The 20,791-nt window shown below is 35.7% G+C and carries 21 protein-coding genes; 13 read left to right on the top strand and 8 right to left on the bottom strand.

The genetic code is table 11. The annotated features are described in order from the left end of the window. Positions 1-21 precede the first annotated feature (21 nt). From asnB to LQV47_RS03430, 4 genes are all read left to right on the top strand, one after another. On the top strand, positions 22-1,818 hold the full coding sequence (gene asnB / locus LQV47_RS03445) for an asparagine synthase (glutamine-hydrolyzing) (protein WP_230033902.1): 1,797 nt from the start codon (positions 22-24) through the stop codon (positions 1,816-1,818). After that, on the top strand, positions 1,818-2,753 hold the full coding sequence (locus tag LQV47_RS03440) for a glycosyltransferase family 2 protein (protein ID WP_230033901.1): 936 nt from the start codon (positions 1,818-1,820) through the stop codon (positions 2,751-2,753). The genes asnB and LQV47_RS03440 overlap by 1 nt, the downstream gene beginning before the upstream one ends. A gap of 323 nt (positions 2,754-3,076) precedes the next feature. Beyond that, on the top strand, positions 3,077-4,018 hold the full coding sequence (locus LQV47_RS03435; protein WP_230033899.1) for a glycosyltransferase family 2 protein: 942 nt from the start codon (positions 3,077-3,079) through the stop codon (positions 4,016-4,018). Positions 4,019-4,152: 134 nt separating this feature from the next. Beyond that, the gene (locus LQV47_RS03430; protein WP_230033897.1) at positions 4,153-5,094 is read left to right on the top strand and encodes a glycosyltransferase family 2 protein; all 942 of its coding nucleotides are present in this window, start codon (positions 4,153-4,155) and stop codon (positions 5,092-5,094) included. Here the strand turns inward: LQV47_RS03430 and LQV47_RS03425 are convergent. From LQV47_RS03425 to LQV47_RS03410, 4 genes are all read right to left on the bottom strand, one after another. After that, positions 5,091-6,008 carry a hypothetical protein gene (locus LQV47_RS03425; protein WP_230033895.1) on the bottom strand — a complete coding sequence of 306 codons (918 nt, stop codon included), beginning with the start codon at positions 6,006-6,008 and terminating at the stop codon, positions 5,091-5,093. The genes LQV47_RS03430 and LQV47_RS03425 overlap by 4 nt on opposite strands. A 108-nt stretch (positions 6,009-6,116) precedes the next feature. Further along, positions 6,117-7,442 (bottom strand): MBOAT family O-acyltransferase, encoded by a 1,326-nt coding sequence (locus LQV47_RS03420; protein ID WP_230034234.1) that lies wholly within the window; start codon positions 7,440-7,442, stop codon positions 6,117-6,119. A gap of 137 nt (positions 7,443-7,579) precedes the next feature. Next, positions 7,580-8,602, bottom strand: coding sequence for an acyltransferase (locus tag LQV47_RS03415; RefSeq protein ID WP_230033893.1), 1,023 nt, complete (start codon positions 8,600-8,602; stop codon positions 7,580-7,582). Between the two features lie 165 nt (positions 8,603-8,767). Beyond that, positions 8,768-9,538, bottom strand: a complete 771-nt coding sequence (locus LQV47_RS03410) for a class I SAM-dependent methyltransferase (RefSeq protein ID WP_230033891.1) — start codon at positions 9,536-9,538, stop codon at positions 8,768-8,770. 97 nt (positions 9,539-9,635) lie between these two features. Between LQV47_RS03410 and LQV47_RS03405 the strand changes: the two genes are divergently transcribed. After that, positions 9,636-10,178, top strand: a complete 543-nt coding sequence (locus tag LQV47_RS03405; RefSeq protein ID WP_230033889.1) for an acyltransferase — start codon at positions 9,636-9,638, stop codon at positions 10,176-10,178. A gap of 172 nt (positions 10,179-10,350) precedes the next feature. Continuing rightward, positions 10,351-11,523, top strand: a complete 1,173-nt coding sequence (locus LQV47_RS03400; RefSeq protein WP_230033887.1) for a glycosyltransferase — start codon at positions 10,351-10,353, stop codon at positions 11,521-11,523. Between the two features lie 17 nt (positions 11,524-11,540). Here LQV47_RS03400 and LQV47_RS03395 read toward each other — a convergent pair whose 3' ends face one another. Together LQV47_RS03395 and LQV47_RS03390 are read right to left on the bottom strand one after the other, a co-directional pair. Further along, a complete protein-coding gene (locus LQV47_RS03395; RefSeq protein WP_230033886.1) occupies positions 11,541-11,777 on the bottom strand; it encodes a phosphopantetheine-binding protein in 237 nt (78 codons plus the stop codon). Positions 11,778-11,803: 26 nt separating this feature from the next. Continuing rightward, a complete protein-coding gene (locus LQV47_RS03390) occupies positions 11,804-12,778 on the bottom strand; it encodes a ketoacyl-ACP synthase III (protein ID WP_230033884.1) in 975 nt (324 codons plus the stop codon). 41 nt (positions 12,779-12,819) lie between these two features. On the opposite strand from LQV47_RS03390, the gene LQV47_RS03385 reads away from it, so the two are divergent. From LQV47_RS03385 to LQV47_RS03375, 3 genes are read left to right on the top strand one after another with little or no spacing between them, the layout of a single operon-like run. After that, a complete protein-coding gene (locus LQV47_RS03385) occupies positions 12,820-13,383 on the top strand; it encodes an acyltransferase (protein WP_230033882.1) in 564 nt (187 codons plus the stop codon). Continuing rightward, a complete protein-coding gene (locus tag LQV47_RS03380) occupies positions 13,384-14,535 on the top strand; it encodes a glycosyltransferase (protein ID WP_230033880.1) in 1,152 nt (383 codons plus the stop codon). It begins immediately after the preceding gene. A 9-nt stretch (positions 14,536-14,544) separates the two neighbouring features. After that, a complete protein-coding gene (locus tag LQV47_RS03375) occupies positions 14,545-15,099 on the top strand; it encodes a serine acetyltransferase (protein ID WP_230033878.1) in 555 nt (184 codons plus the stop codon). Here LQV47_RS03375 and LQV47_RS03370 read toward each other — a convergent pair. After that, positions 15,096-15,704 (bottom strand): DUF2306 domain-containing protein, encoded by a 609-nt coding sequence (locus tag LQV47_RS03370; RefSeq protein ID WP_230033876.1) that lies wholly within the window; start codon positions 15,702-15,704, stop codon positions 15,096-15,098. The two genes, LQV47_RS03375 and LQV47_RS03370, sit on opposite strands and share 4 nt — an antisense overlap. 103 nt (positions 15,705-15,807) lie before the next feature. Further along, positions 15,808-16,923 (bottom strand): helix-turn-helix domain-containing protein, encoded by a 1,116-nt coding sequence (locus LQV47_RS03365; protein ID WP_230033874.1) that lies wholly within the window; start codon positions 16,921-16,923, stop codon positions 15,808-15,810. Positions 16,924-17,305: 382 nt separating this feature from the next. Here LQV47_RS03365 and LQV47_RS03360 point away from each other — a divergent pair, with 382 nt between their 5' ends. The 4 genes from LQV47_RS03360 (at position 17,306) to LQV47_RS03345 (ending at position 20,725) form a co-directional block, all read left to right on the top strand. Next, the gene (locus tag LQV47_RS03360) at positions 17,306-17,974 is read left to right on the top strand and encodes a carbonic anhydrase (RefSeq protein WP_230033872.1); all 669 of its coding nucleotides are present in this window, start codon (positions 17,306-17,308) and stop codon (positions 17,972-17,974) included. Positions 17,975-17,995: 21 nt separating this feature from the next. Further along, positions 17,996-18,295 carry a hypothetical protein gene (locus tag LQV47_RS03355; RefSeq protein ID WP_230033870.1) on the top strand — a complete coding sequence of 100 codons (300 nt, stop codon included), beginning with the start codon at positions 17,996-17,998 and terminating at the stop codon, positions 18,293-18,295. A gap of 145 nt (positions 18,296-18,440) precedes the next feature. After that, positions 18,441-20,033 (top strand): SulP family inorganic anion transporter, encoded by a 1,593-nt coding sequence (locus tag LQV47_RS03350; RefSeq protein ID WP_230033868.1) that lies wholly within the window; start codon positions 18,441-18,443, stop codon positions 20,031-20,033. Between the two features lie 56 nt (positions 20,034-20,089). Beyond that, positions 20,090-20,725: a carbonic anhydrase family protein gene (locus tag LQV47_RS03345; protein ID WP_230033866.1), complete on the top strand. Its 636-nt coding sequence runs from the start codon at positions 20,090-20,092 to the stop codon at positions 20,723-20,725. Positions 20,726-20,791: the final 66 nt, after the last annotated feature.

The raw sequence follows: 20,791 nt of genomic DNA, 5'->3' as shown, positions 1-20,791 counted from the left end.
AATGATGAAAAATAAAAATCTATGTGTGGAATAGCGGGAATTATAAGCAGTAATGCCAGAAATTATCAGGAAGAAATCAAAAAAATGACAGATTCCCTGATACATCGAGGTCCTGATTCTTCGCATTATGAATTTTATGACAATGCAGCATTAGGCCATCGCAGACTTTCCATTATAGATTTATCTGAAAATGGAAAGCAGCCCATGTTCTCCAATACTAAAGAAGAATGTATTGTTCTGAATGGTGAAATCTACGGATATCAGGATATTAAAAAGCAATATGCCGAATATCCTTACCATGGAGAATCTGATACAGAAGTTATCCTTGCTATGTATCAGAGGAAGCAGGAAAACCTGATCCACGAGCTTCCGGGAATGTTCGCATTTGCCATCTGGGATAATCAGAAAAAACAATTATTCTGTGCCAGAGACCGTTTTGGAGAAAAACCTTTTTACTATGCTATTGGGAACAATAACGAGTTTATTTTCGCATCGGAAATCAAAGCTATCCTGGCCTCTGGTCTTATTCAACCCAAAGTAAGCTCTGATGCCCTCTCCCATTATCTTCAATATGGATATGTAAGTACATACCAAAGTATTTACAGTAATATATACACCCTGCCTCCTGCCCATCAGCTGATCTGGAAAGAAGGTAAAATTAGTGTATCACGCTATTACAGTTTACCGGCAAAAGACAGAATGATCAGTCTTTCTGATGCTAAAGACGAATTTTTGCATCTCCTCAAAAATGCAGTAAAAAAACAGCTTATTGCAGATGTAGAAGTAGGTAGTTTTTTAAGCGGAGGGTTGGATTCTTCATCCATTGTTGCATTGGTAGATGAATTTTTACCTCAGCAGACCACCATCAGTTTTGGATATGACCATAAAGATAATGAGCTAAAATATGCTAAAGAAATTGCAGATAAATATAAAACCAACCATATAGAGGTTCATGAGAAAAAAGAAGATCTTGTCACTTCTCTTTTAAAGATCACTCCTTTTTTTGATGAGCCCTTTGCAGATGCTTCCTTTATCCCACATTATGAGATCTGTAAAGCAGCTAAGAAGAACCTTACTGTAGTGTTATCCGGAGATGTAGGAGATGAACTTTTTGGCGGTTATCATTTTTATACCGTTGAAAACAAGATGAAACAGCATTTCAGCTATAAAAATATAATGGCTCAATTTGGATTAAAATTATATCAAAAGCTAAGAACCACTTCTTTTATTACTCAAAAAAATATACAATATGATTCTATTCTGGATTTCCATTTGAATGCTGTAAGAAATGACTTTAATAAGAAAGAAAGGAAGCACCTCGGTATTTCTTCCGACTACCTCCAGCCTTACAGCTTCACACCGGATACGGACTCACTCAATGATATTATGAGAACCGATCTTGAGAACTATGTTCCGGCTAATATGATGGTAAAATCTGACAGGATGGCTATGGCCAATTCACTGGAAGTAAGGACTCCGTTTCTTGATCTGGATTTTGCCGAGTTTTGTATACAGCTACCCGATCAGTTGAAATTAAGCAATACCAATGACAAGATTATTCTTCGGGAAGCGATGGGATCATATTGGACCGAAACCATCAGGAAGCGTCATAAACAGGGATTTGGATTGGGAGTAAAGAACTGGTTTACCGAAGAAAACCTCATGAATTTCTCCAATGACATGCTGAAAAACCCCAATCATAAAGTATTTAATTTTATTGATTTTAAAGCCACTCAAAGCTATCTGAATAAAGATGAAAAACATTGGAATCTTTTGCAACTTGCCCTTTGGGCAGATAATAACCAATCTGTACTGTAATGCTTGATATTTCTGTAATCATCCCTGTATATAATGCTGCTGAATTTTTAGAAAAATCAGTAATCTCTGCGTTACAATTTGAAGAAGTTAAAGAAGTTATTTTAGTCGAAGATAAATCAACCGATCATTCCCTGGAAGTCTGTAAACGATTAGCAGGAGAACATTCAAAGGTTAAGCTTTTTCAGCATCCTGACCAGGAAAATCACGGAGCTGCAGCTTCAAGGAACCTGGGAATTGAAAAAGCAACCGGAAGTCTTATTACATTTTTAGATGCAGACGACTATTATCTTCCAAACAGGTTCGATGCAGAGAACACCCTCTTTAATGATCCAAAAGTAGACGGAGTATTCAATGCTGTGGGTATTGAATACCTGACTGAAAAAGGAAAAGAAGAGTTTCAGTCTAAATTTAGCGACAATACACTTACTACAGTCAATTATCCTGCTGAGGGAAAAGAAGTTTTCAGAGGGCTTTTAGGCTTTACACCGAAAACTTTCGGTACGTTTTTTCACCTGAATGCATTGACTGTAAGAAAATCTGCCCTTGAGAAGCATTCTTTAAACTTTAATAAGGTTCTGCGTGTTCATCAGGATTCTGATTTCATCATTAAGCTGGCTTATCACTGTTATTTAAAGTCCGGGATTATAGATCAGGCTGTAGCGATGAGAGGGATACATGATGACAACAGAATTACGAAGATTATAAGATATTCCCCTCAATACAATCAAAGGCAATATCTTTTCTGGAACTCTTTGTACGAATGGTCTAAGCCATTATCTTTAGAACCGGATTATGCCCAGCATATCTACCTTCAGAAAAAAGCATTTGAGCTTTCTGCAAAAAAAGGACTTTCAAAAATGACGAGCCTATTGGCCACTATTCTTAAAAATCCCAATATATTGCGGACAAAATACAGGTTCACCTATTCTCATTGATGAAATTCAACCTCCAATAAGTCCTGGGTAACATCAGTATTCTACTGAAAGGATTACTTACACCTAAAAACTTAAAGCCTCTATTAATATTTTTTTAGAGGTTTTCTTTTTTAATATCCAATGTATATTAAAAAATATCTCATACAACCAATTTACCTTGCTTATATTGTATAAAATGATGTTTTAATCTTTATTATATTCAAAAAAATAAATATTTCACTGTTTCACAAGGTTAAGGATTGTAAAACTAGAATTAAAAGCTTAAATTTCGTACTTGAAATGACAGTGTAAAAAACACAATTAATTTATTATAAAAAGGTGAAATGAAGATTTCAGTAGTTATTCCCGTCTATAACGCCGAAAATTATGTCCTTCAGGCAGTGGAATCTGCTCTTCAGTTTGATGAAGTTTATGAGGTAATTCTCGTTGAAGACCAGTCTCCGGACAATGCGCTGCAGGTATGTAAGCAGATTGCTGAAAAATATGATAAAGTACAGCTTTATCAGCATCCGGATAAGAAAAATCACGGAGCAGGCCCAAGTAGGAATTTAGGCATAGAAAAATCAACGGGAGACTTTATTGCTTTTTTAGATGCAGATGATTATTTTCTGCCTAATCGGTTTGATGCGGAAAAGGAACTTTTTAAAAATCCGGAAGTAGATGGAGTATATGGAGCACTTGGTGTCCATTATTATACTGAAAAAGCAAAAGAACAATACTACAATTTATTTGGAGACAGGCTTACCACCGTCTATAAAAGATACGATACCTACCATATCTTTCTGGGACAGCTGCACATGCTTGGAAGCTTTGGATTGTTCAGTATTGACACCCTGACAGTTCGCAGAGAGGCATTAACGAAAAAAATGAATCCTTTATTCAAACCTCATCTGAGAATGCATGAAGACACCGAATTTCTGCTTCGTCTGTCTTATTATCTTAATCTATATCCCGGAATTATTGATAGCGCAATAGCAATGAGAGGGGTACACGAAAATAACAGAATAACAAAAATAGATTCCCGTGCAATAAATCCTGCTATATCCAGAACAGAGCTTTGGAAGGAGATAAAAACGTGGTCACAAACTGAGGGTGATATTTCCGAAGATATCAAACTTCACATAGAAAGAATGCACCGCAGCTTCGAAATTGCAAAAGCCCCGGCTTTCAAAAAATGGGGAATGATTATCAAATACCTGTTTACAGATTATAAAAGTATAAGATCCGGTCTCTATAATATTAACTTCAGGCATTCACTGATCTGATTGGTGGTCCTGCTATGCTTATTCTATTTTACAGAGCTGTATTTCCACTTTTTTAATTAATTTTTAAGCCACAAGTCTTTATATTTGATTATCTTGCATCACACAAATGATCAAAAAAATTCAGTTAGTAAAAAATGAAAATTTCTGTAATAATTCCAGTTTATAATGCCGAAAAATTTGTTTTCCAGGCAGTAGAATCAGCCCTTCAGTTTGATGAAGTGTATGAAGTTATTCTGATTGAGGACAAATCTCCAGACAATGCACTACAGGTATGCAAACAACTTATTGAAAAAGACAACAGAATAAAACTCTATCAGCATCCTGACAAAGGAAATCACGGTGCCGGCCCTACCCGGAATCTGGGAATACAAAAAGCTACCGGAGATTTTATTGCATTTCTGGATGCAGATGATTACTTTCTTCCCAACAGATTTGATGCTGAAAAAGAACTTTTTAAAGATCCAAAAGTAGAAGGTGTATACGGAGCACTTGGCGTCCATTATTATACTGAAAAAGCAAAAGAACAATACTATCCTGTATTTGGAGACAGACTGACTACCGTGCATAAGAAACATAGTCCAAAAGAAGTTTTTCCAGGACAAATCTATATGCTCGGAAGCTTTGGACTGTTCAGTATTGATACTTTAACGATACGAAGAGATTCTCTGCTAAAAAAAATGAGTACTTTATTTAAAGCCAGTTTAAGGCTTCATCAGGATTCGGAATTTTTATTCCGTCTTTCCTATTATCTTGATCTGTATCCCGGTATTTTAGATAAAGCTATAGCGATGAGAGGTGTACATGAAAATAACCGGATTACTCAGGTAGATTCGAAAAAAATCAATCCGGCTACTACCAGGGTTCTTTTATGGCAGGAAGTTGACAACTGGGCTAAAAATGAAGAGACAATACCAGATCATATCAAACTGCATATTAACAGAATGTACAGAAGTTTCCGGATCGCAACAACTGCTGCTCCTCAAAAATGGGGAGTGATCCTAAAACATTTGATCTCAGATTACCCGAGTATACGTTCGGGGATTTACAATATTAATTTCAGAAAAAATTTATTTTAGCGTTTCCCTACTTTGATAGAGTCTGCCATTCTGGAAGTAAAAACCTGACTTGAATTCCGGTACATATGGTTTCCGTCAGTATACATATACGTTTCGATCTCCTCTGAAAAATCAAAAAATTTCACATTCTGTTTTCGCGAAACATCCTGTAATAGCTTGCTGAAATGGGGGAACTTTTTATTTTCAATGGCCATAATGTCTTTAGAAGCAGGGATCCGAACCAGATACACTGTTCCTTTAGTTCTTAAATAGTTAATGATCTCATCAAAAGCTTTGAGCCGTTCCTGCGACAACTCGGCCTGTTGGGCTAAAACCTGATAGAACACTTCTTTTTTGGTAGTTCTGGCAGCCACAGAATCTTTATGCATATTCACATTAATTTCCATCCATCCGTCTTCATGAAGAAATGAACTGGATTTCCCGACTGCATCTGCTCTTTCCGTATATATTTTGAACCAGCTTCTTGTATAGTGTTTTAGCAGGTATTCATAATTTGGCGATCTGTCATAAGTGTACACATCATTCAGTGGTGAGTGTTCTTCCGGAAAATCTTTGGCATTTTTAGTGTTTTTATCCAAGGATAAAGTCCATGGACTTACTGTCAGAATGAAAATTCCATTTTTTGTTTCAGGATCTAATTTCCTTTTTAATGCTTTAAAATAGATCTGTCCATAAGGTGACTCAACAACATTGAGCGAAAAATTATCAAATTCCCTTGAAAGTTTCTTTTTTAAAACACTGGGTACAACTGCCTGTGATCCCCGGGAATCCCCCAAAATGATATTCTGTGGCTTTTTAACCGCAAAATGCATATAGTTATCATCTGTATTTCCGTCAGCATAACTTCCAAGTACAGCAAATACCGCTGCTACTGCCAGAAAATAAGGTCCTATTTTTATTAAAAACTTCTTCATGCTAAAACTGAAAATAAATAAATTCATTATTCCCGAAATTGGCATAACGGAGAATGATATAAATAATAACCATATAAAAAAGACGTCTCATCCATGGATTGAATCTTCTTATTTCCAAACCATGAAACTTTCTCTATTGATCCACTCTACCAAAAGCATAAACCCAATCAGTGCCAGTATTTTTACAGGTAATGGATGTGGTAAAGTAAAAATTCCGGTACTGCAGATTCTCTTTATATAATCTAAAGCCTGGGCTACAGATTCTGCTCTGAAAAAAATCCACGCAAAGCAAGCCGCTAAAAAAGTAATAAAGATCTGAAAACACTCCTTAAAGGAGGGTAATACCTTCCCCTGTGCTGCCACTTCAATATTCTGACGATTTTTATTCATTATCAGAAGAGGCATAAAATACAGCGCATTAAGTCCTCCCCAAATAATAAACGTCCAGTTGGCACCATGCCAGAACCCGGAAACAAGGAAAATAATAAATGTATTTCTGATCTTCATAGAAAGCCCTCCTTTACTGCCTCCTAAAGGAATATAAAGATAATCCCTGAACCATGAAGAAAGCGAAATATGCCATCTCCTCCAAAATTCAGCAATATCTCTTGAGAAATAGGGAAATGCAAAGTTTTTCAGGAGCTCTATTCCAAACAGTCTGGAAACCCCTAATGCGATATCCGAATATCCGGAAAAATCACCATAGATCTGGAAGGCAAATAATACAGCTCCTATTACTAAATTTCCAGGGCTTTCCGTCTGATAGTTCGTAAAGATCTCATTCACTAAGGGAGCACAGTTATCTGCAATGACCATTTTTTTGAAGAACCCCCAAAGTATCTGACGCATGCCATCTACAGCCTGCTCATAATTGAATGTTCTTTTTTTCTGTATCTGAGGTAATAGATGGGTAGCCCTTTCTATTGGGCCTGCTACAAGAAGAGGAAAGTAGCTTACAAATACGGCATAATCTGTAAAGTTACGTTCAGCTTTAATCCTTTTTTTATACACATCTATGACATAAGAAAGACCATGGAATGTATAGAATGAAATACCTACCGGCAGGATAATTGTAAGAAGCCAGATATTCGCTTTGAACCCAAATCCACCAAGAAGTTCGGCAAAGCTTCCAACAAAAAAGTTATAGTATTTAAAAAAGCCCAGAAAGCCGAGATTGATGGCAATACTTAATGTAAGCCAAAATGTGACTTCCCGCTTATTTTTACTGTTCTCAATCTTAATACCTGAAAGATAATCCAAACCAATAGAAAACAGTAGCAAAAAGAGAAATCTCCAGTCCCAGCATGCATAAAAATAAAAACTGGCCAACAGCAACAGCCTGTTTTGATGCTGAAATTTTTTATTGAAAACAAACCAATAAAGACAGAATACGATTGGTAAAAAGATAAGAAACCCTATTGAATTAAATAATATATTGCCTTTTTAGAAGTTATTGATATTTAAATACCTCCCATAAAGCAATAAACCATCTATTTCGATATTGTTTTTTGGGGGAACATTTTTTATTTTGATCATTATGAGCGTTTTAAGTTAGATAAAAATACATATCCTCAGCTCAATTTTATTTTTTTAAGATAATTCCTGAGCGGCTTTTCAATAAACTGATAAAATAAAGCAGAAGTAATAATAAGAGTACCCATATAAATCCAGAATATATTGTCAATTCCAAGATTATATGGTTCCAGAATCTCCCTTAAAATATATAAAACAGGGATATGTGTTATATAAACAGCATAGCTTGCTTCTCCTAAATATTCTAACGGTTTTAATGAAAATATTCTGGTCAGTGTTCCGTTATTCTTCGATATCAAAACAATAAGCGGAATAAACAGCAGCGCCATCAGGCCGTTATGATAGAAAAGAGGTACAAAGATCAACGCCAATAGTATTAATAGGAAAATTACAATGACAGGAACATCGTAATTTTTCTGCTTATGATTTTTCACAAAAAACAGCCCTGCCAGGTTTCCTACAAGAAATTCATTAATATGCATCAGTGGGAAATAATACAGCAGTTCGTGACTCTCTGTATGAGGTCCTTCATAATATTGGGACCCAGCATAAAGACTACAAATTACCTGCGTTACAATCCAGATAATAATGGTAATCACCCAGATGCTTTTATTTCCTTTAGAATAAAAATGGTTATAGAGTAATGGGAAAAGCAGATAAAACAAAAATTCAACAGAGATAGACCAGCCCGGGAAATTAAGGATCATAGCCTCTCCTGGAATCCAGCTCTGAAGGCCCAACAAGTATAAAAAAGCTTTATAAAAACTAAACCCTGAATACCGGGTGACCAGATATAGCAAAAGCCCCAATACATACAATGGATAGATCCTGGCAAACCGATTTTTATAATAATCAAAATAGTTGATCCTGTCTTTCTTATGATAGGCTATGATCATGATAAAGCCGGAAAGAATAAAAAAATAGCTTACTCCTACATTCGCTTTCAGAAAAATATTAGAAATGTAATCTATTTTGTATAGAAACATATCTTTATTAAAGTGGGAAATGACAATAGCCATAGCCGCAAGAAACCGGGTAAAAGTAATCTGGGTTATCTTCATAAAAACGGCCAAACAGTCATATTATACATTGTATTTAATGTCTTTATCCAGAAACCTTTATTTTATTACTGTAAAGTATAGTCATGAATTATTTTCGTTGAATAACCTTATTACAATCCGCTCACCATCTTATAAAAAAAGGAACAAACTGTTTTATTATAAAGCTTATTTAATAAAAACGCCAATATATTTTCCTTCGTATTCTACTACTGTAGTTTCAATATTATTTTTTTCACAAAAATCCTGATACGCAGAGTTATCACCAATATCATCGCTGATGAAGACTCCTCCTTCTCTCAAATGCTTATAAAGCTCATCGTAAGCCCACATCCTGCCATTATAACTTTTATCAGAATCATAATGGAGAACATCAAAAACTTTATTTTCCGAGAAAATCCTGGGTAAGGATTCCTTGTCTGCAAAACGGAATAATTTCCAACCTCCTTTAAGGTTTTCCGGAACTATATATCCCACATATTGATCACCATCCTGTGCCAGGTAAGGCATATCCGAACTGTAGAGTGTTCCGTTTCTTTTTACCAATGATAAAAGCGTTGCTAATGAAGACCATCCATAGGCAACTCCAGTTTCCACTACATGCTGAGCTTTGGTAAACTCACAGGCATAGTAGATAAGCTCTAACGCTCCGGGGCCTCCCATTTTTACAGGACATCCCCTTTCTTTTTCTGCTGCTGTAGCTAAAACTTCCTGATAATTGTTACGGAAAGCATCTATTTCAAGCCCAAAAAGCTTAGAAACGGCTTCTTTCTGTGATACTGCTCTTCCAGCGGCCCAGGAATTGGTTTTATCTTTTCCTTTAAAGGCATTGCCCCTGTTGACAGTATTTTTAATAATCTTCCGGCCTAACTCCGGATAAAGATCAGGTCTTTTTAAATACCCGATAAATGTTTTGAGAACTCTAGTTACTTCACTCACTGTGTTGCCTTTAATTGAAGCAAAAATAAAGATTTTTTTTCATTTATCTAAAAACAGGCTATATTTGTGTAACTCAAAGTGAAAAAAAAATTACAATATGCTTTACAATTTTTTTGAAAAAATTCAAAGAAAAAAACAACTGTCTTCTTTAAAAAAGCACCCTAATGTATTTTCTCAGAATATAAGAATTGGTGTAGGCAATCATTTTGTCCTGGATAGAAACCTGAGAAAAGTAAATATTGGCCATTCAGCAGATTTCAGGAACTACATTTCTATTCTTGTTTTAGAAAACGCCTCTTTAGAGATAGGAACTGATTTTTTTATGAATAACTTCTGTTCAATTAATTGTATGGAACACATCTCTATTGGTAGCCATACGTTATTTGGAGAGAATGTAAAGCTTTATGATCATAACCATTGTTATGAAACCTCGCCTGAATTTAAAGTATATTCATCAAAGTTTAATAAAGCTCCCATAAAAATAGGCAGTAATTGCTGGCTTGGAAGTAACGTAACAGTTCTTAAAGGAGTAACCATAGGTGATAATTGTATTATAGGCGCCGGATGTACTATTTATCAGGATATCCCTCCGAATACAAGGGTTATCAATAAGCAGGAGTTAATTTTCGATTCACTTTAATAGTTGAAGCTTTTTTCCTGATAGGATAACATGAAGCGGAGAAACCACAAAGCTATCAATGGTAAAAAATTCCGGAATACTTCCAATCATGAGATCTTCGCACTTTTGCAAATACCAATATGGATATATAGGAAAGAAAAAACTCCATTACTTTACATAAATTTTTAAGATAATGTCAGAAAACAAGAAAATACAGGTTCTTTTCAGACACCGCTCTATGGAAATGGGAGGGGTAGAAAAAGTGGTACTGAGCATGCTCAACAATCTGAATCCTGATAAATTTGAATTAACTATATGCCTAAACATGAATCAGGGAGAACTTCGAAATGAAATCCCGGGTCATGTAAAAAAGATTTACCTTACTGAAGGCAAAGAGAGTTTTTCCAAAAACCCTTTCATCAATAAACTTCAGCTGGCCCGCAGAAGACTAAAACTGATAAGAATATTAAAAAATCCAAGAATTGCTGACCGTATCTTAGGAAATAAAAAGTTTGATATAGAGATCTCTCCCTCTTATGCTACATTCTCATCTGTAAACAATTCAAGCAATAAACATTCAAAAAAAATAGGCTGGTTTCACTCCGAGATCAATTTACCTGCCCTACAGCCAGTAGTTCCGGAGATCATAGACAACTTTCAAAAGTTTGACCATATGATCTATTGCTCGCAAAGGATCAAAGAAATGATGCATCTGTATTATCCGGATTTAAAATATCCTGCAGAAAGTGTTGTCATTAATGCAATTCCTATCGAAGAAATTAAAAAAAAGGCAGAAGAGAAATTAGAAGACTTCCCTCAGGGACCTGTTTTTGTTTCCGTAGGCAGACTTCATCACAGAAAAGGGTACCACAAACTTATTGATGCTCATAAAAGATTGATAGAGGAAGGTTTCCAACACAGTATCTTAATTCTTGGAAATGGAGAAGAAATGGAAAACCTGAAAGAACGGATCAACACCAATAATGTTCAGGATACGTTTATTTTATGTGGCAATAAAATGAATCCCTATCCTTACATTAAGAAGGCAGATTATTTTATTCTTCCTTCCGAATCTGAAGCATGGCCCCTTGTAATTGCTGAAGCATTGATTCTTCAAAAACCAATTATTGCAACGGATACCGGCGATGTTGGAATCATGATTAAGGACCGCGAAACAGGATATCTAATCAAATACGAAACCAACGAAATGTATGAAGCTATGAAAAAGTTCCTTTCTGATCCGGAATTGATCTCCAACATCAGAAAGAACCTTCTTACCATCGAAGATCAGTTTGATAATCAAAAAATCTTCAATGCCGTTGAGCAGATCCTTGAGAATCTTTATCAACAAAAACAAAGTGAATGATGATAATTAAATAATCATCATTCATCTTCAAAGTTTTCCAACCCAATAATATTCATCAGATCAGATACCGTTTCCATATTTTTAAACTGATCCGGATCAAGCTGTTGATTAAAGTTTTCATCTACAAAAGCAATGACAGAGAGTAAACTTATGGAATCATAGTTTTCCAGATCCTTTAACTTAGTGTCCCGGTTCAGCATTTGTTTTTCTTCTAGTTCCTCTTGTAACTTTTCTAAAAAAACGGAAGTTTTCATATATTTTAAATTTTATGATTTGAAAATTAAAAGTCCATTATAGTGGCTCCCCAGGAATATCCCACTCCAAAACCAGCCAATAAGATCTTATTTCCTCTTTTCAACAGGCCTTTATCCAGCATATTTTTCAGTGCAATTGGAATGGTTGCAGAGACTGTATTCCCCGTTGTCTCCATATCAATATAGAATTTCTCGGTTGGAATTTTCATTTTTCGTCTCAAATAATTCAGCATAAAAGAATTAGCCTGATGAAAAACAAAATAATCAATATCATCCATGGTAAGCCCATTTTCATCCATGGTCTCTTTAATCAATCCCGGGATTTTTTCTATGGTAAAATTAAAAATCTCAGGTCCGTTCATATAAAGATTTTCAGGATCAAATTCATGATTTGGGTTTAGTGTAAAATCTGTTTTGAAACCTCCCTTTTTTACGATTAGGTTTTCAGCTCCACTGCCATCAGTTCCCAAACAAAATTTATAATCGCCTACATTGGTATCTTTTTCAATAATTACTGAAGCAGAGGCATCTCCGAATATACAACGGTTTCCTTTATCTTTAGGATTGATATGCTTGGTATATGTTTCAGAAGTGACCAACAATACGCTTTTAGCAATTCCGGCGGCTATTAAACCTTTGGCAAATGCCAGGCCATAGACAAATCCTGAGCATCCCAAATTAAAATCCATGGCTCCTATATTTTTTCTCAGTCCAAGCTTATCCTGCAAAATACAGGCGGTGGTTGGAAGGAAATAATCCGGACTTTGGGTACAGAAAAGAATAAAGTCTATTTTACTTTTATCATAGTTCTCAAAAACTTTTTCTGATGATTGTATAGCCAGATCCAGGACGGTTTCATTTTCTGAAGAAATATGACGCTGTACGATCCCTACTTTTTCCCGGATTCTTTCAGAGCTCCATTCCGGGAACTCCTTTTCCAAATCCATGTTGGTAAGGACCAATTCAGGCAAATAATATTCTATTTTAGAAATTCTTATCATATAAATTCTTTTCTTTGTATGAGAAAAACAAATTTAGAATAATGATATTTATTTATCGTATCATATTAAAAATTCATACTACCTACCAATACCTTATCAAGAGAATCTATCTCAAAATTTGTATTGCTAAGGGATTAAAGGTAGGAAAAAATGTTCGTTTTGTAGAAGTTCCCGAATTAGGTACAGAACCTTTTTTAATTGAAATAGGTGACGAAACAACACTTTCTAATAATGTTAGATTCATTAATCATGACGGCGGTTATAATGCTTTACATTTTTTCGAAAAATATAAGGATGTACGAGCTTTCGGGCGCATAAAAATTGGAAAACAGTGCTTTATTGGTGCAGACACCATCATCATGCTCGGTTCAGAAATAGGTGATAACTGTGTATTGGGAGCAGGTTCGATTTTAACTTCCTCTATGCCGAACGGAACGGTTTATGCAGGGATTCCTGCAAAATTTATTTGCACTATTGAAGAATATGGAGATAAAGCATTACAAAACAATATCATGTATCCAAGAGAGCTCGAAGCAGACAGACCTAAACTTGAAGCTTATGTAAGTGAGCACCTCCCACATACTTATAAACCTATAAAAAAATAAATGTCTGAAAAAAAGAAAATTCTCATTAGAATCGGTTCCCTTCGCCATGGTGGTGCAGAAAAAGTTCTGGCCAACTTTCTTAAAAACCTTCCCAAAGATAAATATGAAGTTGATCTTTTGATTAACCTGTATACAGGAATGTACATCAAGGAAATTCCGTCATGGGTCAACCTATACTACCTTTTGAAAGGAGAAATGATTACCACCAACAGGCCTCATGAAATTCCGGTAAAGGCATTCAGAGTACTTTATCAGAAAATGTTTCTGATGTTCCCATCCCTTCTCTATACATTTATACTGAAAAATAAAAAATACGATGTAGAAATAGCGGCTATCCATGGAATGTACAGAGAGGTACTATCCAGCCCGCAAAAGGATTCCAAAAAGATCATCTGGGTTCAGAATGACATCTTTAATCTGAAAGAATACACTCCGGATGTCATCAGGCAATTTTTCAAATTTGACAGAATCCTGGTTATTTCCAACAAGCTTAAAGAGGAAATGCAGAAGCTGGCCCGTAATGAAAAAGAAAAACAGGCTGTTGTTAAGATCTTTAACCCCATTGACTCTCAGGATACTCTCCAGAAAGCTGAAGCTGAAATTAATGACTACCCTTTTTCAAAGGATCTTCCAACCTTTATAACCATAGGCACGGTGTATCCTCAAAAAGGCTATGACAGGCTTTTGGATGTTCATAAAAAATTAATGGATGAAGGATTAAAACATCAGATCATCATTATTGGTGATGGATTTGATTTTGAGAATATCCAGGCAAAGCTTAATCAATTGGGACTTCATGAGACGGTAAAGATGCTTGGCTTCAGAAGTAACCCTTATCCATATCTTAAAAAATCTGATTTTTATGTCATGTCATCCCGACATGAAGGATTCCCTACCATTATTGCAGAAGCTCTTATCCTGGATAAACCTGTAATTTCCACAGATGTTTCAGGAATCAAAGATCTTCTGCAGGACGGAAAACTGGGCCTCATTACTCCTAATTCAGAAGACGGAATCTATGAAGGGATGAAAAAGTTCCTTCTCAATAAGGAGATTGCACAACAGTTTGAAAAGGAAACTGCAGCAGCAGATCTTCCATTTGTGCTTCAGAAATCGGTAGCACATCTTCAGGAAATTATTGATGAAGTATAATATTTTGTTATGCCAGATTACACAGCAATACAGAAAGATTTTTACAGGGAAAGCGGCAAATGGCTTTCTACTTTTGAAATTTGGAAAAAATGTATCAATCCTAACCTCCACTATGTTTATTTATTTAGAAAAGCCCAGAAAAGCAATAAAAAAGCCATTTCCGGTTTATTCTGGAGAATTGTTTTGAGGCATTTTCAGATAAAATACGGTTTCCAGATCTATCCCGAGACTGAAATCGGGGAAGGACTGTATCTGGGGCATTTCGGAGCATTGGTTATCAATCCCAAAACCAGAATTGGAAAAAACTGCAATATAGCACAGGGTGTAACCATCGGACAGCAGAACCGTGGAAAGAATGAAGGGTTTCCAGTGATTGGTGATGAAGTATGGATTGGCCCCAACGCAGTGATTGTAGGGAGTATCAACATTGGAAACAATGTATTGATTGCCCCTAATTCTTACGTCAATTTTGACGTACCTGATGATTCTATGGTAATGGGAAATCCCGGAAAGATCTACCCTACTACAGAGGCGACGAACGGCTATATCAACAATAAAGTTTAACCGGCCACCACATTCTTTTTATTAATAAGATACGCTACCAAAAGATTGGGAAGCCAGCATAACCAGGCTACAGCAATGTAGGAATTGTCAGGATCCTGTGTAATACTCTTTAAAACAGGAAACCAGATTCTTAATGTCACTGCAGCAAAGGTACAGGCATAGCTGTATACCATAAATTGTTGATGCTTTACTACGTTACCTTTGGTTATATAGACTACTGCTACCAAAGTGGTAATCAGCCAAATAATTCCCAGGCAAACAAATCCAACAGATGATACAATTCCTCCGTTGGCGTACATTCCTATATAGATAGACGAAACAGAACTTATCAGCACTGCGGCTACGTAGAATTTTCCAATGAATTTGTGCAACTTTACATATTTATTTCTGAACTTGCTCCCAAACTGACGCCAGCCAATGAAGAGGGAAATTCCACCAAAAATAATATGAGCAAAAAATGCAGTTTTCCAAATTGTATTTTGAAGTATCTCCAATGATTTAGAACCTAGAAAAGTATTTTTATGTTCAACAAAAACATAAATTAAAGGATAGACACCCATAAGCAATGCAAAAATACATAGGATTACAAATAAGAGTTTCTTCATGACAGTTGATTAAATTTTCTGTAAAAATGGACATAAAGAAAGGTTCAACTGTTCCAAAATGAAAGATGAAACAAATATAATATCACTTATTAACTGACACTTACTATTCCAACGTAAGATTTTTGCTTTTTAGAAATTCTCTTGGAGAACAATTCATATATTTTTTAAAATTCCGGTTAAATGAGGTCTTGGAATTGAACCCACTTTCAAAGGCCAGTGATAAAATCGTGTACTTTTGGTTTTCAGGAAGTATTGCTATTCTTTTAAACTCCTCAATCCGCTGCCGGTTGATATAGTCATAAAAATTTTTGTTCTCCAAAGAATTAATGGTCTGCGATAGTAGGTTCGGATGAACATCCAACAGCTGGGCCACATGGTTCAGATTCAGGTCCGGATCTTTGTACAGCTTTTCATACTCCATCTTATACACAAGCTTTTCATAAATAGCTTGTATAACATCAAATCCCGGAGAGTTTTTCTGGTACTTTACCACTTCAACATCAGGTTCTTTTTCACCTGAAACATCAGCTACAACAGGCAAATCCAAAATCCCCACACGACTGATACCGAAGTAAGCCGCTACCAGAATAAACAAAACAACCATGGAAAAAATAAGAATATCATTCTTTATGATAACAGCAATCCATATTAACGCAATCCCTGTAATCAGATAATATGACCAATTCAGGTTAATCTTTTCGGTATTGGAGTATTGATTGGAAATTTCTTTTTTATATTTTCTGACTGCAAGAAGACTTAAGCCCACATACAAAATTCCGGACAAGATCATTAAAAATTTGATCACATCACTCAACACCTCATACCCCTTACCTTTATTCTGGTAAACCGTCATCCTATCTTGTGGAGACAGCAGCAAAAACTGAAGTAAAATCATATAAATTATCACAACAGGCACCCAATGCAATAGCCAAATCTTTTTCCCCGTATTTCTACCTGTCAGGCTCAGAATATACAAATATAACATCGGCCCATGCATGAAAGGAAAAGGAATTTCAAATCCAATGAGATAAGGAAACTTTAAATAGCCTCCCGAACGGAACAACACAAAAAAAACAAGATGAAATCCTATAATCAGAAACCAAAAAGCCAAAAGAAAATCTACTGTTTTCTTTTTCTGCTTTCCCAAGATAAGAAAAGATGAAAACCAGGCAATAAAAATTCCTGCCCAATAAAATATTCCCAGATCGAAATCCTCCATTGAAAATATAAGGTTAAAATCAGGACCTTAATTTATTCTTTTTTCCACAGTATATGGTTATTTATTTTGAATATGATGACCTGCAGTTCTTCTGAGGAACAGAAAATTAAGAATATTTAATCTCAAATTCAAAATTCTAATTTATACTTTGTAATTTTAACTTAGATTTAAACGTTTGAATTATAGGACAGCCTACATTGACAGTAAGACAAAGCATATTTTATCAGACATGATTTTAAGCATATTTTAATATTAAACTTTGTTAAAACACATCAATTCTTCGACAAAAATTATATTTTTGTATAATTATTGATTTAGTCTATTGATTTTGAAAATAATTTAAACGAAATAAATAATTATAAACTTTTAAAAATTTAAAATTATGTCACAATCGTACGAGGTTATTTTTGAAAACAATAAGAAATGGGTAGAATCCAAAGTATCAGAAGATCCACACTTCTTCGAAGAGCTGGCAAAAACTCAGCATCCTGACTATTTGTATATCGGATGTTCAGACAGCAGGGCCACAGCGGAAGAACTGATGGGTGCAAAACCGGGCGAAGTTTTTGTTCACAGAAATATAGCCAATGTTGTCAATACTTTAGATATGAGCTCTACAGCAGTAATTCAATATGCTGTAGAACATCTTAGAGTAAAACATATTATTGTATGTGGACATTACAACTGCGGTGGTGTAAAAGCAGCGATGACTCCTCAGGATTTGGGATTGTTAAATCCTTGGCTGAGAAACATCCGTGATGTTTACAGATTGCATCAGGCTGAACTTGATTCTATTGAAGACGAAAACAAACGTTATGACAAACTTGTAGAACTTAATGTTCAGGAGCAGTGCATCAACGTGATCAAAATGGCCTGTGTACAGGAAAGATACATCTTAGAAGAGTATCCTGTGGTACACGGCTGGGTATTTGACCTTAGAACCGGTAAAATTATTGATCTGGATATTGATTTTGAGAAAATCTTAAAAGACATCCAGAAAATTTATAACCTTACAAGTTCAGACTGGGTCATGAGTAGAAAAACAAAGTAGTTTTTCTAAAAAGAATGTGAAATGAAGTTCTGGAGTATTATTGTATTAACGATTTTTCTGAATTTTACAGCGCTGCCAAGCATTGCTGCGGTTGCGGGCTGGGATATTCTGAGAACCAATATAATAGTGAACGAAGAAGAACCACATTCTCATCCGTCTTCTTTTATTGTTTACGAAAAGGCTATTCCGAAAACATTGAATGTATTTGATTATCTCAAGTTTTCGGAACCCGATTTTCTGGGAAGGTCTTTTGTGCTGGTAGATGATTCTTTTCATCTATCTCCCTTACTTACTATATTTTCTCCTCCTCCGGAAGCTTAACTCCATAGTTAGATTTTTTTGATACCTATTCTCTATCAGTTTTTTGATATTGAATACACATGTACTTTAAAAATTAAAATTTTTCAACTTTTATAACAGACTTATTCACAGAGAATAAGCCGGTTATTTCTCACAGCTTCACATCATGAAAAAGACATCATTAATAGGAGGAATTAAGGAGAATATTCCTTCAGGACTCGTGGTATTTTTAGTGGCACTCCCACTATGTTTAGGAATTGCTTTAGCTTCAGGCGCTCCACCTTTATCCGGAATTATTTCGGGTATTGTAGGCGGCCTGGTCGTAGGATTCCTCAGTAATTCAAATATTTCAGTTTCAGGGCCTGCTGCAGGTTTAACGGCTATAGTTTTAACGGCTATAACAGACCTTGGCGCATTTGAGCTCTTTCTATGTGCCGGGATCATTGCAGGACTGATTCAATTAATTCTAGGATTTGTAAGGGCAGGAAGTATTTCCAACTATTTCCCCAACAACGTTATCGAAGGAATGCTTGCCGCCATAGGAATCATTATTATTCTGAAACAGATCCCACATGCTTTAGGATTCGATAAAGATTATGAAGGCCATGAATCTATTTTCGACAACGGCTTAAACTTCGGATATTTTACAGAATTATTTGGGGCAATCCAGCCCGGGGCTATTATTGTCACTTTAGTTTCTGTAGCTATTCTTATTGCATGGGATAAAATTCATGTACTGAAAAGAATGAAAATGCTTCCAGGCGCTTTGGTTGCAGTAATTGCGAGTATTATTTTAAATCAACTGTTTAAAATGGCAGGAAGCTCATTGGCTATAGAAACCCAGCACTTGGTTTCTTTACCTGTTCCACAGTCTCTGGATGATTTTAAAAACCTGATTGTCACTCCTGATTTTAATGGCTTTACTAATCCAAAAGTATGGATCGTAGGAGCAACTATTGCTATTGTAGCCTCTATTGAAACCCTGCTTTGTATTGAAGCATCAGACAGATTAGACAGACAGCGAAGAATTACTGATACTAATCTTGAGCTTAAAGCGCAGGGAATAGGGAATTTGATCAGTTCATTCATTGGTGGACTTCCCATGACTTCTGTTGTAGTAAGAAGTTCTGCCAATGCAAATGCAGGGGCAACTTCTAAAATATCGGCTATTATTCATGGGGTTTTCTTACTGATCTGTGTACTTACTATTCCTGTCATTCTTAATCTAATTCCACTAGCTACGTTGGCTGCGGTATTAATTTTAGTTGGATATAAACTGGCAAAACCTGCTACGTTTAAGCATTTCTGGCATCTAGGAAAATTCCAGTTTATTCCATTTGTAGCAACTGTTGCAGCTGTTGTAGCAACAGATCTATTAAAAGGAGTGGGAATTGGTCTTGCCATCTCTGTTTTCTATATCCTTCAGGGAAATATGAAAAGAGCTTATTATCTAAGCCGCGAAAAGCTGGATGATGCCGATGGAATCAACATCAAATTAGCTGAGGAAGTTTCATTTTTAAATAAGGCAGCGATCAAAAAAACACTTAAAAATATTAAACCAAATTCTACGGTAACTATCGATGCCAGAAGTACATCATATATTGCGACTGATGTGCTGGAGATGATTCAGGACTTTGCCAATATCCGCGCAAAGGAACAGGACATCATGGTAGAACTTTTAGGCTTCAAAACTTCATACAGAGATTATGAAAGAAGTGAAGATTCCCATATTCTGGTTACCCATAAAAGAGCAATGTAATCTCATTGCCCATCAACTTTTTTTTAATTTAAATTCAAAAAACAATTACATACTATATGAAAGCACATACATACGAAACCCAATCGACGATTACTCCTGAAAAAGCATTAGATTTTTTGAAAGAAGGAAATCAAAGATTTGTAAATAATCTTAAGGCTAACAGGGACCTTCTGGAGCAGGTAAATGCTACACGTGAGGGACAGTGGCCTTTTGCGGTAGTTTTAAGCTGCATAGACAGCCGTACTTCTGCAGAACTTATTTTTGATCAGGGATTGGGAGATGTTTTCAGCATCAGAATTGCCGGTAATTTTGTTAACCAGGACATTCTGGGATCAATGGAATTTGGCTGTAATGTGGCCGGTTCCAAACTTATCGTGGTTTTAGGCCATACTAAATGCGGCGCCTTAAAAGGAGGTCTTGATGCAGCACAGATTGAAGGGCTGGGAATGGATAACCTCAACCACCTTATCAACCATTTTGACCCTATCATTAACCAAATAATTGAGGAAAACGAAGAGCGTTCATCAAAAAACAGCTCACTTTTGGAAAGGCTTAATCAGCAGAATGTAAGATGCGCCATTGAAGATATCCGTAAGCAAAGTTCAACCCTTCGTAACCTTGAGAATGAGGGTAAGATTAAAATCGTTGGAGCGAATTACAACGTTGAGACAGGTGCAGTAACCTGGTTATAGAGATTAACATGATCATAGAATTAAGATCAAAGATCAACACTTAATTCAAGATCGATTATAAGTAAG

Origin of the sequence: Chryseobacterium sp. Bi04 (assembly GCF_918698085.1) — a bacterium.
Classification (GTDB): domain Bacteria; phylum Bacteroidota; class Bacteroidia; order Flavobacteriales; family Weeksellaceae; genus Chryseobacterium.
This window is presented reverse-complemented; position numbering and strand designations above follow the sequence as displayed.

What these genes read in the sequence shown, in the direction of transcription:
- asnB (WP_230033902.1), top strand. Translation starts at nt 22, where the DNA reads ATGTGTGGAATAGCGGGAATTATAAGCAGTAATGCCAGAAATTATCAG.
- LQV47_RS03440 (WP_230033901.1), top strand. Translation starts at nt 1,818, where the DNA reads ATGCTTGATATTTCTGTAATCATCCCTGTATATAATGCTGCTGAATTT.
- LQV47_RS03435 (WP_230033899.1), top strand. Translation starts at nt 3,077, where the DNA reads ATGAAGATTTCAGTAGTTATTCCCGTCTATAACGCCGAAAATTATGTC.
- LQV47_RS03430 (WP_230033897.1), top strand. Translation starts at nt 4,153, where the DNA reads ATGAAAATTTCTGTAATAATTCCAGTTTATAATGCCGAAAAATTTGTT.
- LQV47_RS03425 (WP_230033895.1), bottom strand. Translation starts at nt 6,008, where the DNA reads ATGAAGAAGTTTTTAATAAAAATAGGACCTTATTTTCTGGCAGTAGCA.
- LQV47_RS03415 (WP_230033893.1), bottom strand. Translation starts at nt 8,602, where the DNA reads ATGAAGATAACCCAGATTACTTTTACCCGGTTTCTTGCGGCTATGGCT.
- LQV47_RS03405 (WP_230033889.1), top strand. Translation starts at nt 9,636, where the DNA reads ATGCTTTACAATTTTTTTGAAAAAATTCAAAGAAAAAAACAACTGTCT.
- LQV47_RS03400 (WP_230033887.1), top strand. Translation starts at nt 10,351, where the DNA reads ATGTCAGAAAACAAGAAAATACAGGTTCTTTTCAGACACCGCTCTATG.
- LQV47_RS03395 (WP_230033886.1), bottom strand. Translation starts at nt 11,777, where the DNA reads ATGAAAACTTCCGTTTTTTTAGAAAAGTTACAAGAGGAACTAGAAGAA.
- LQV47_RS03390 (WP_230033884.1), bottom strand. Translation starts at nt 12,778, where the DNA reads ATGATAAGAATTTCTAAAATAGAATATTATTTGCCTGAATTGGTCCTT.
- LQV47_RS03385 (WP_230033882.1), top strand. Translation starts at nt 12,820, where the DNA reads ATGATATTTATTTATCGTATCATATTAAAAATTCATACTACCTACCAA.
- LQV47_RS03380 (WP_230033880.1), top strand. Translation starts at nt 13,384, where the DNA reads ATGTCTGAAAAAAAGAAAATTCTCATTAGAATCGGTTCCCTTCGCCAT.
- LQV47_RS03375 (WP_230033878.1), top strand. Translation starts at nt 14,545, where the DNA reads ATGCCAGATTACACAGCAATACAGAAAGATTTTTACAGGGAAAGCGGC.
- LQV47_RS03370 (WP_230033876.1), bottom strand. Translation starts at nt 15,704, where the DNA reads ATGAAGAAACTCTTATTTGTAATCCTATGTATTTTTGCATTGCTTATG.
- LQV47_RS03365 (WP_230033874.1), bottom strand. Translation starts at nt 16,923, where the DNA reads ATGGAGGATTTCGATCTGGGAATATTTTATTGGGCAGGAATTTTTATT.
- LQV47_RS03360 (WP_230033872.1), top strand. Translation starts at nt 17,306, where the DNA reads ATGTCACAATCGTACGAGGTTATTTTTGAAAACAATAAGAAATGGGTA.
- LQV47_RS03355 (WP_230033870.1), top strand. Translation starts at nt 17,996, where the DNA reads ATGAAGTTCTGGAGTATTATTGTATTAACGATTTTTCTGAATTTTACA.
- LQV47_RS03350 (WP_230033868.1), top strand. Translation starts at nt 18,441, where the DNA reads ATGAAAAAGACATCATTAATAGGAGGAATTAAGGAGAATATTCCTTCA.
- LQV47_RS03345 (WP_230033866.1), top strand. Translation starts at nt 20,090, where the DNA reads ATGAAAGCACATACATACGAAACCCAATCGACGATTACTCCTGAAAAA.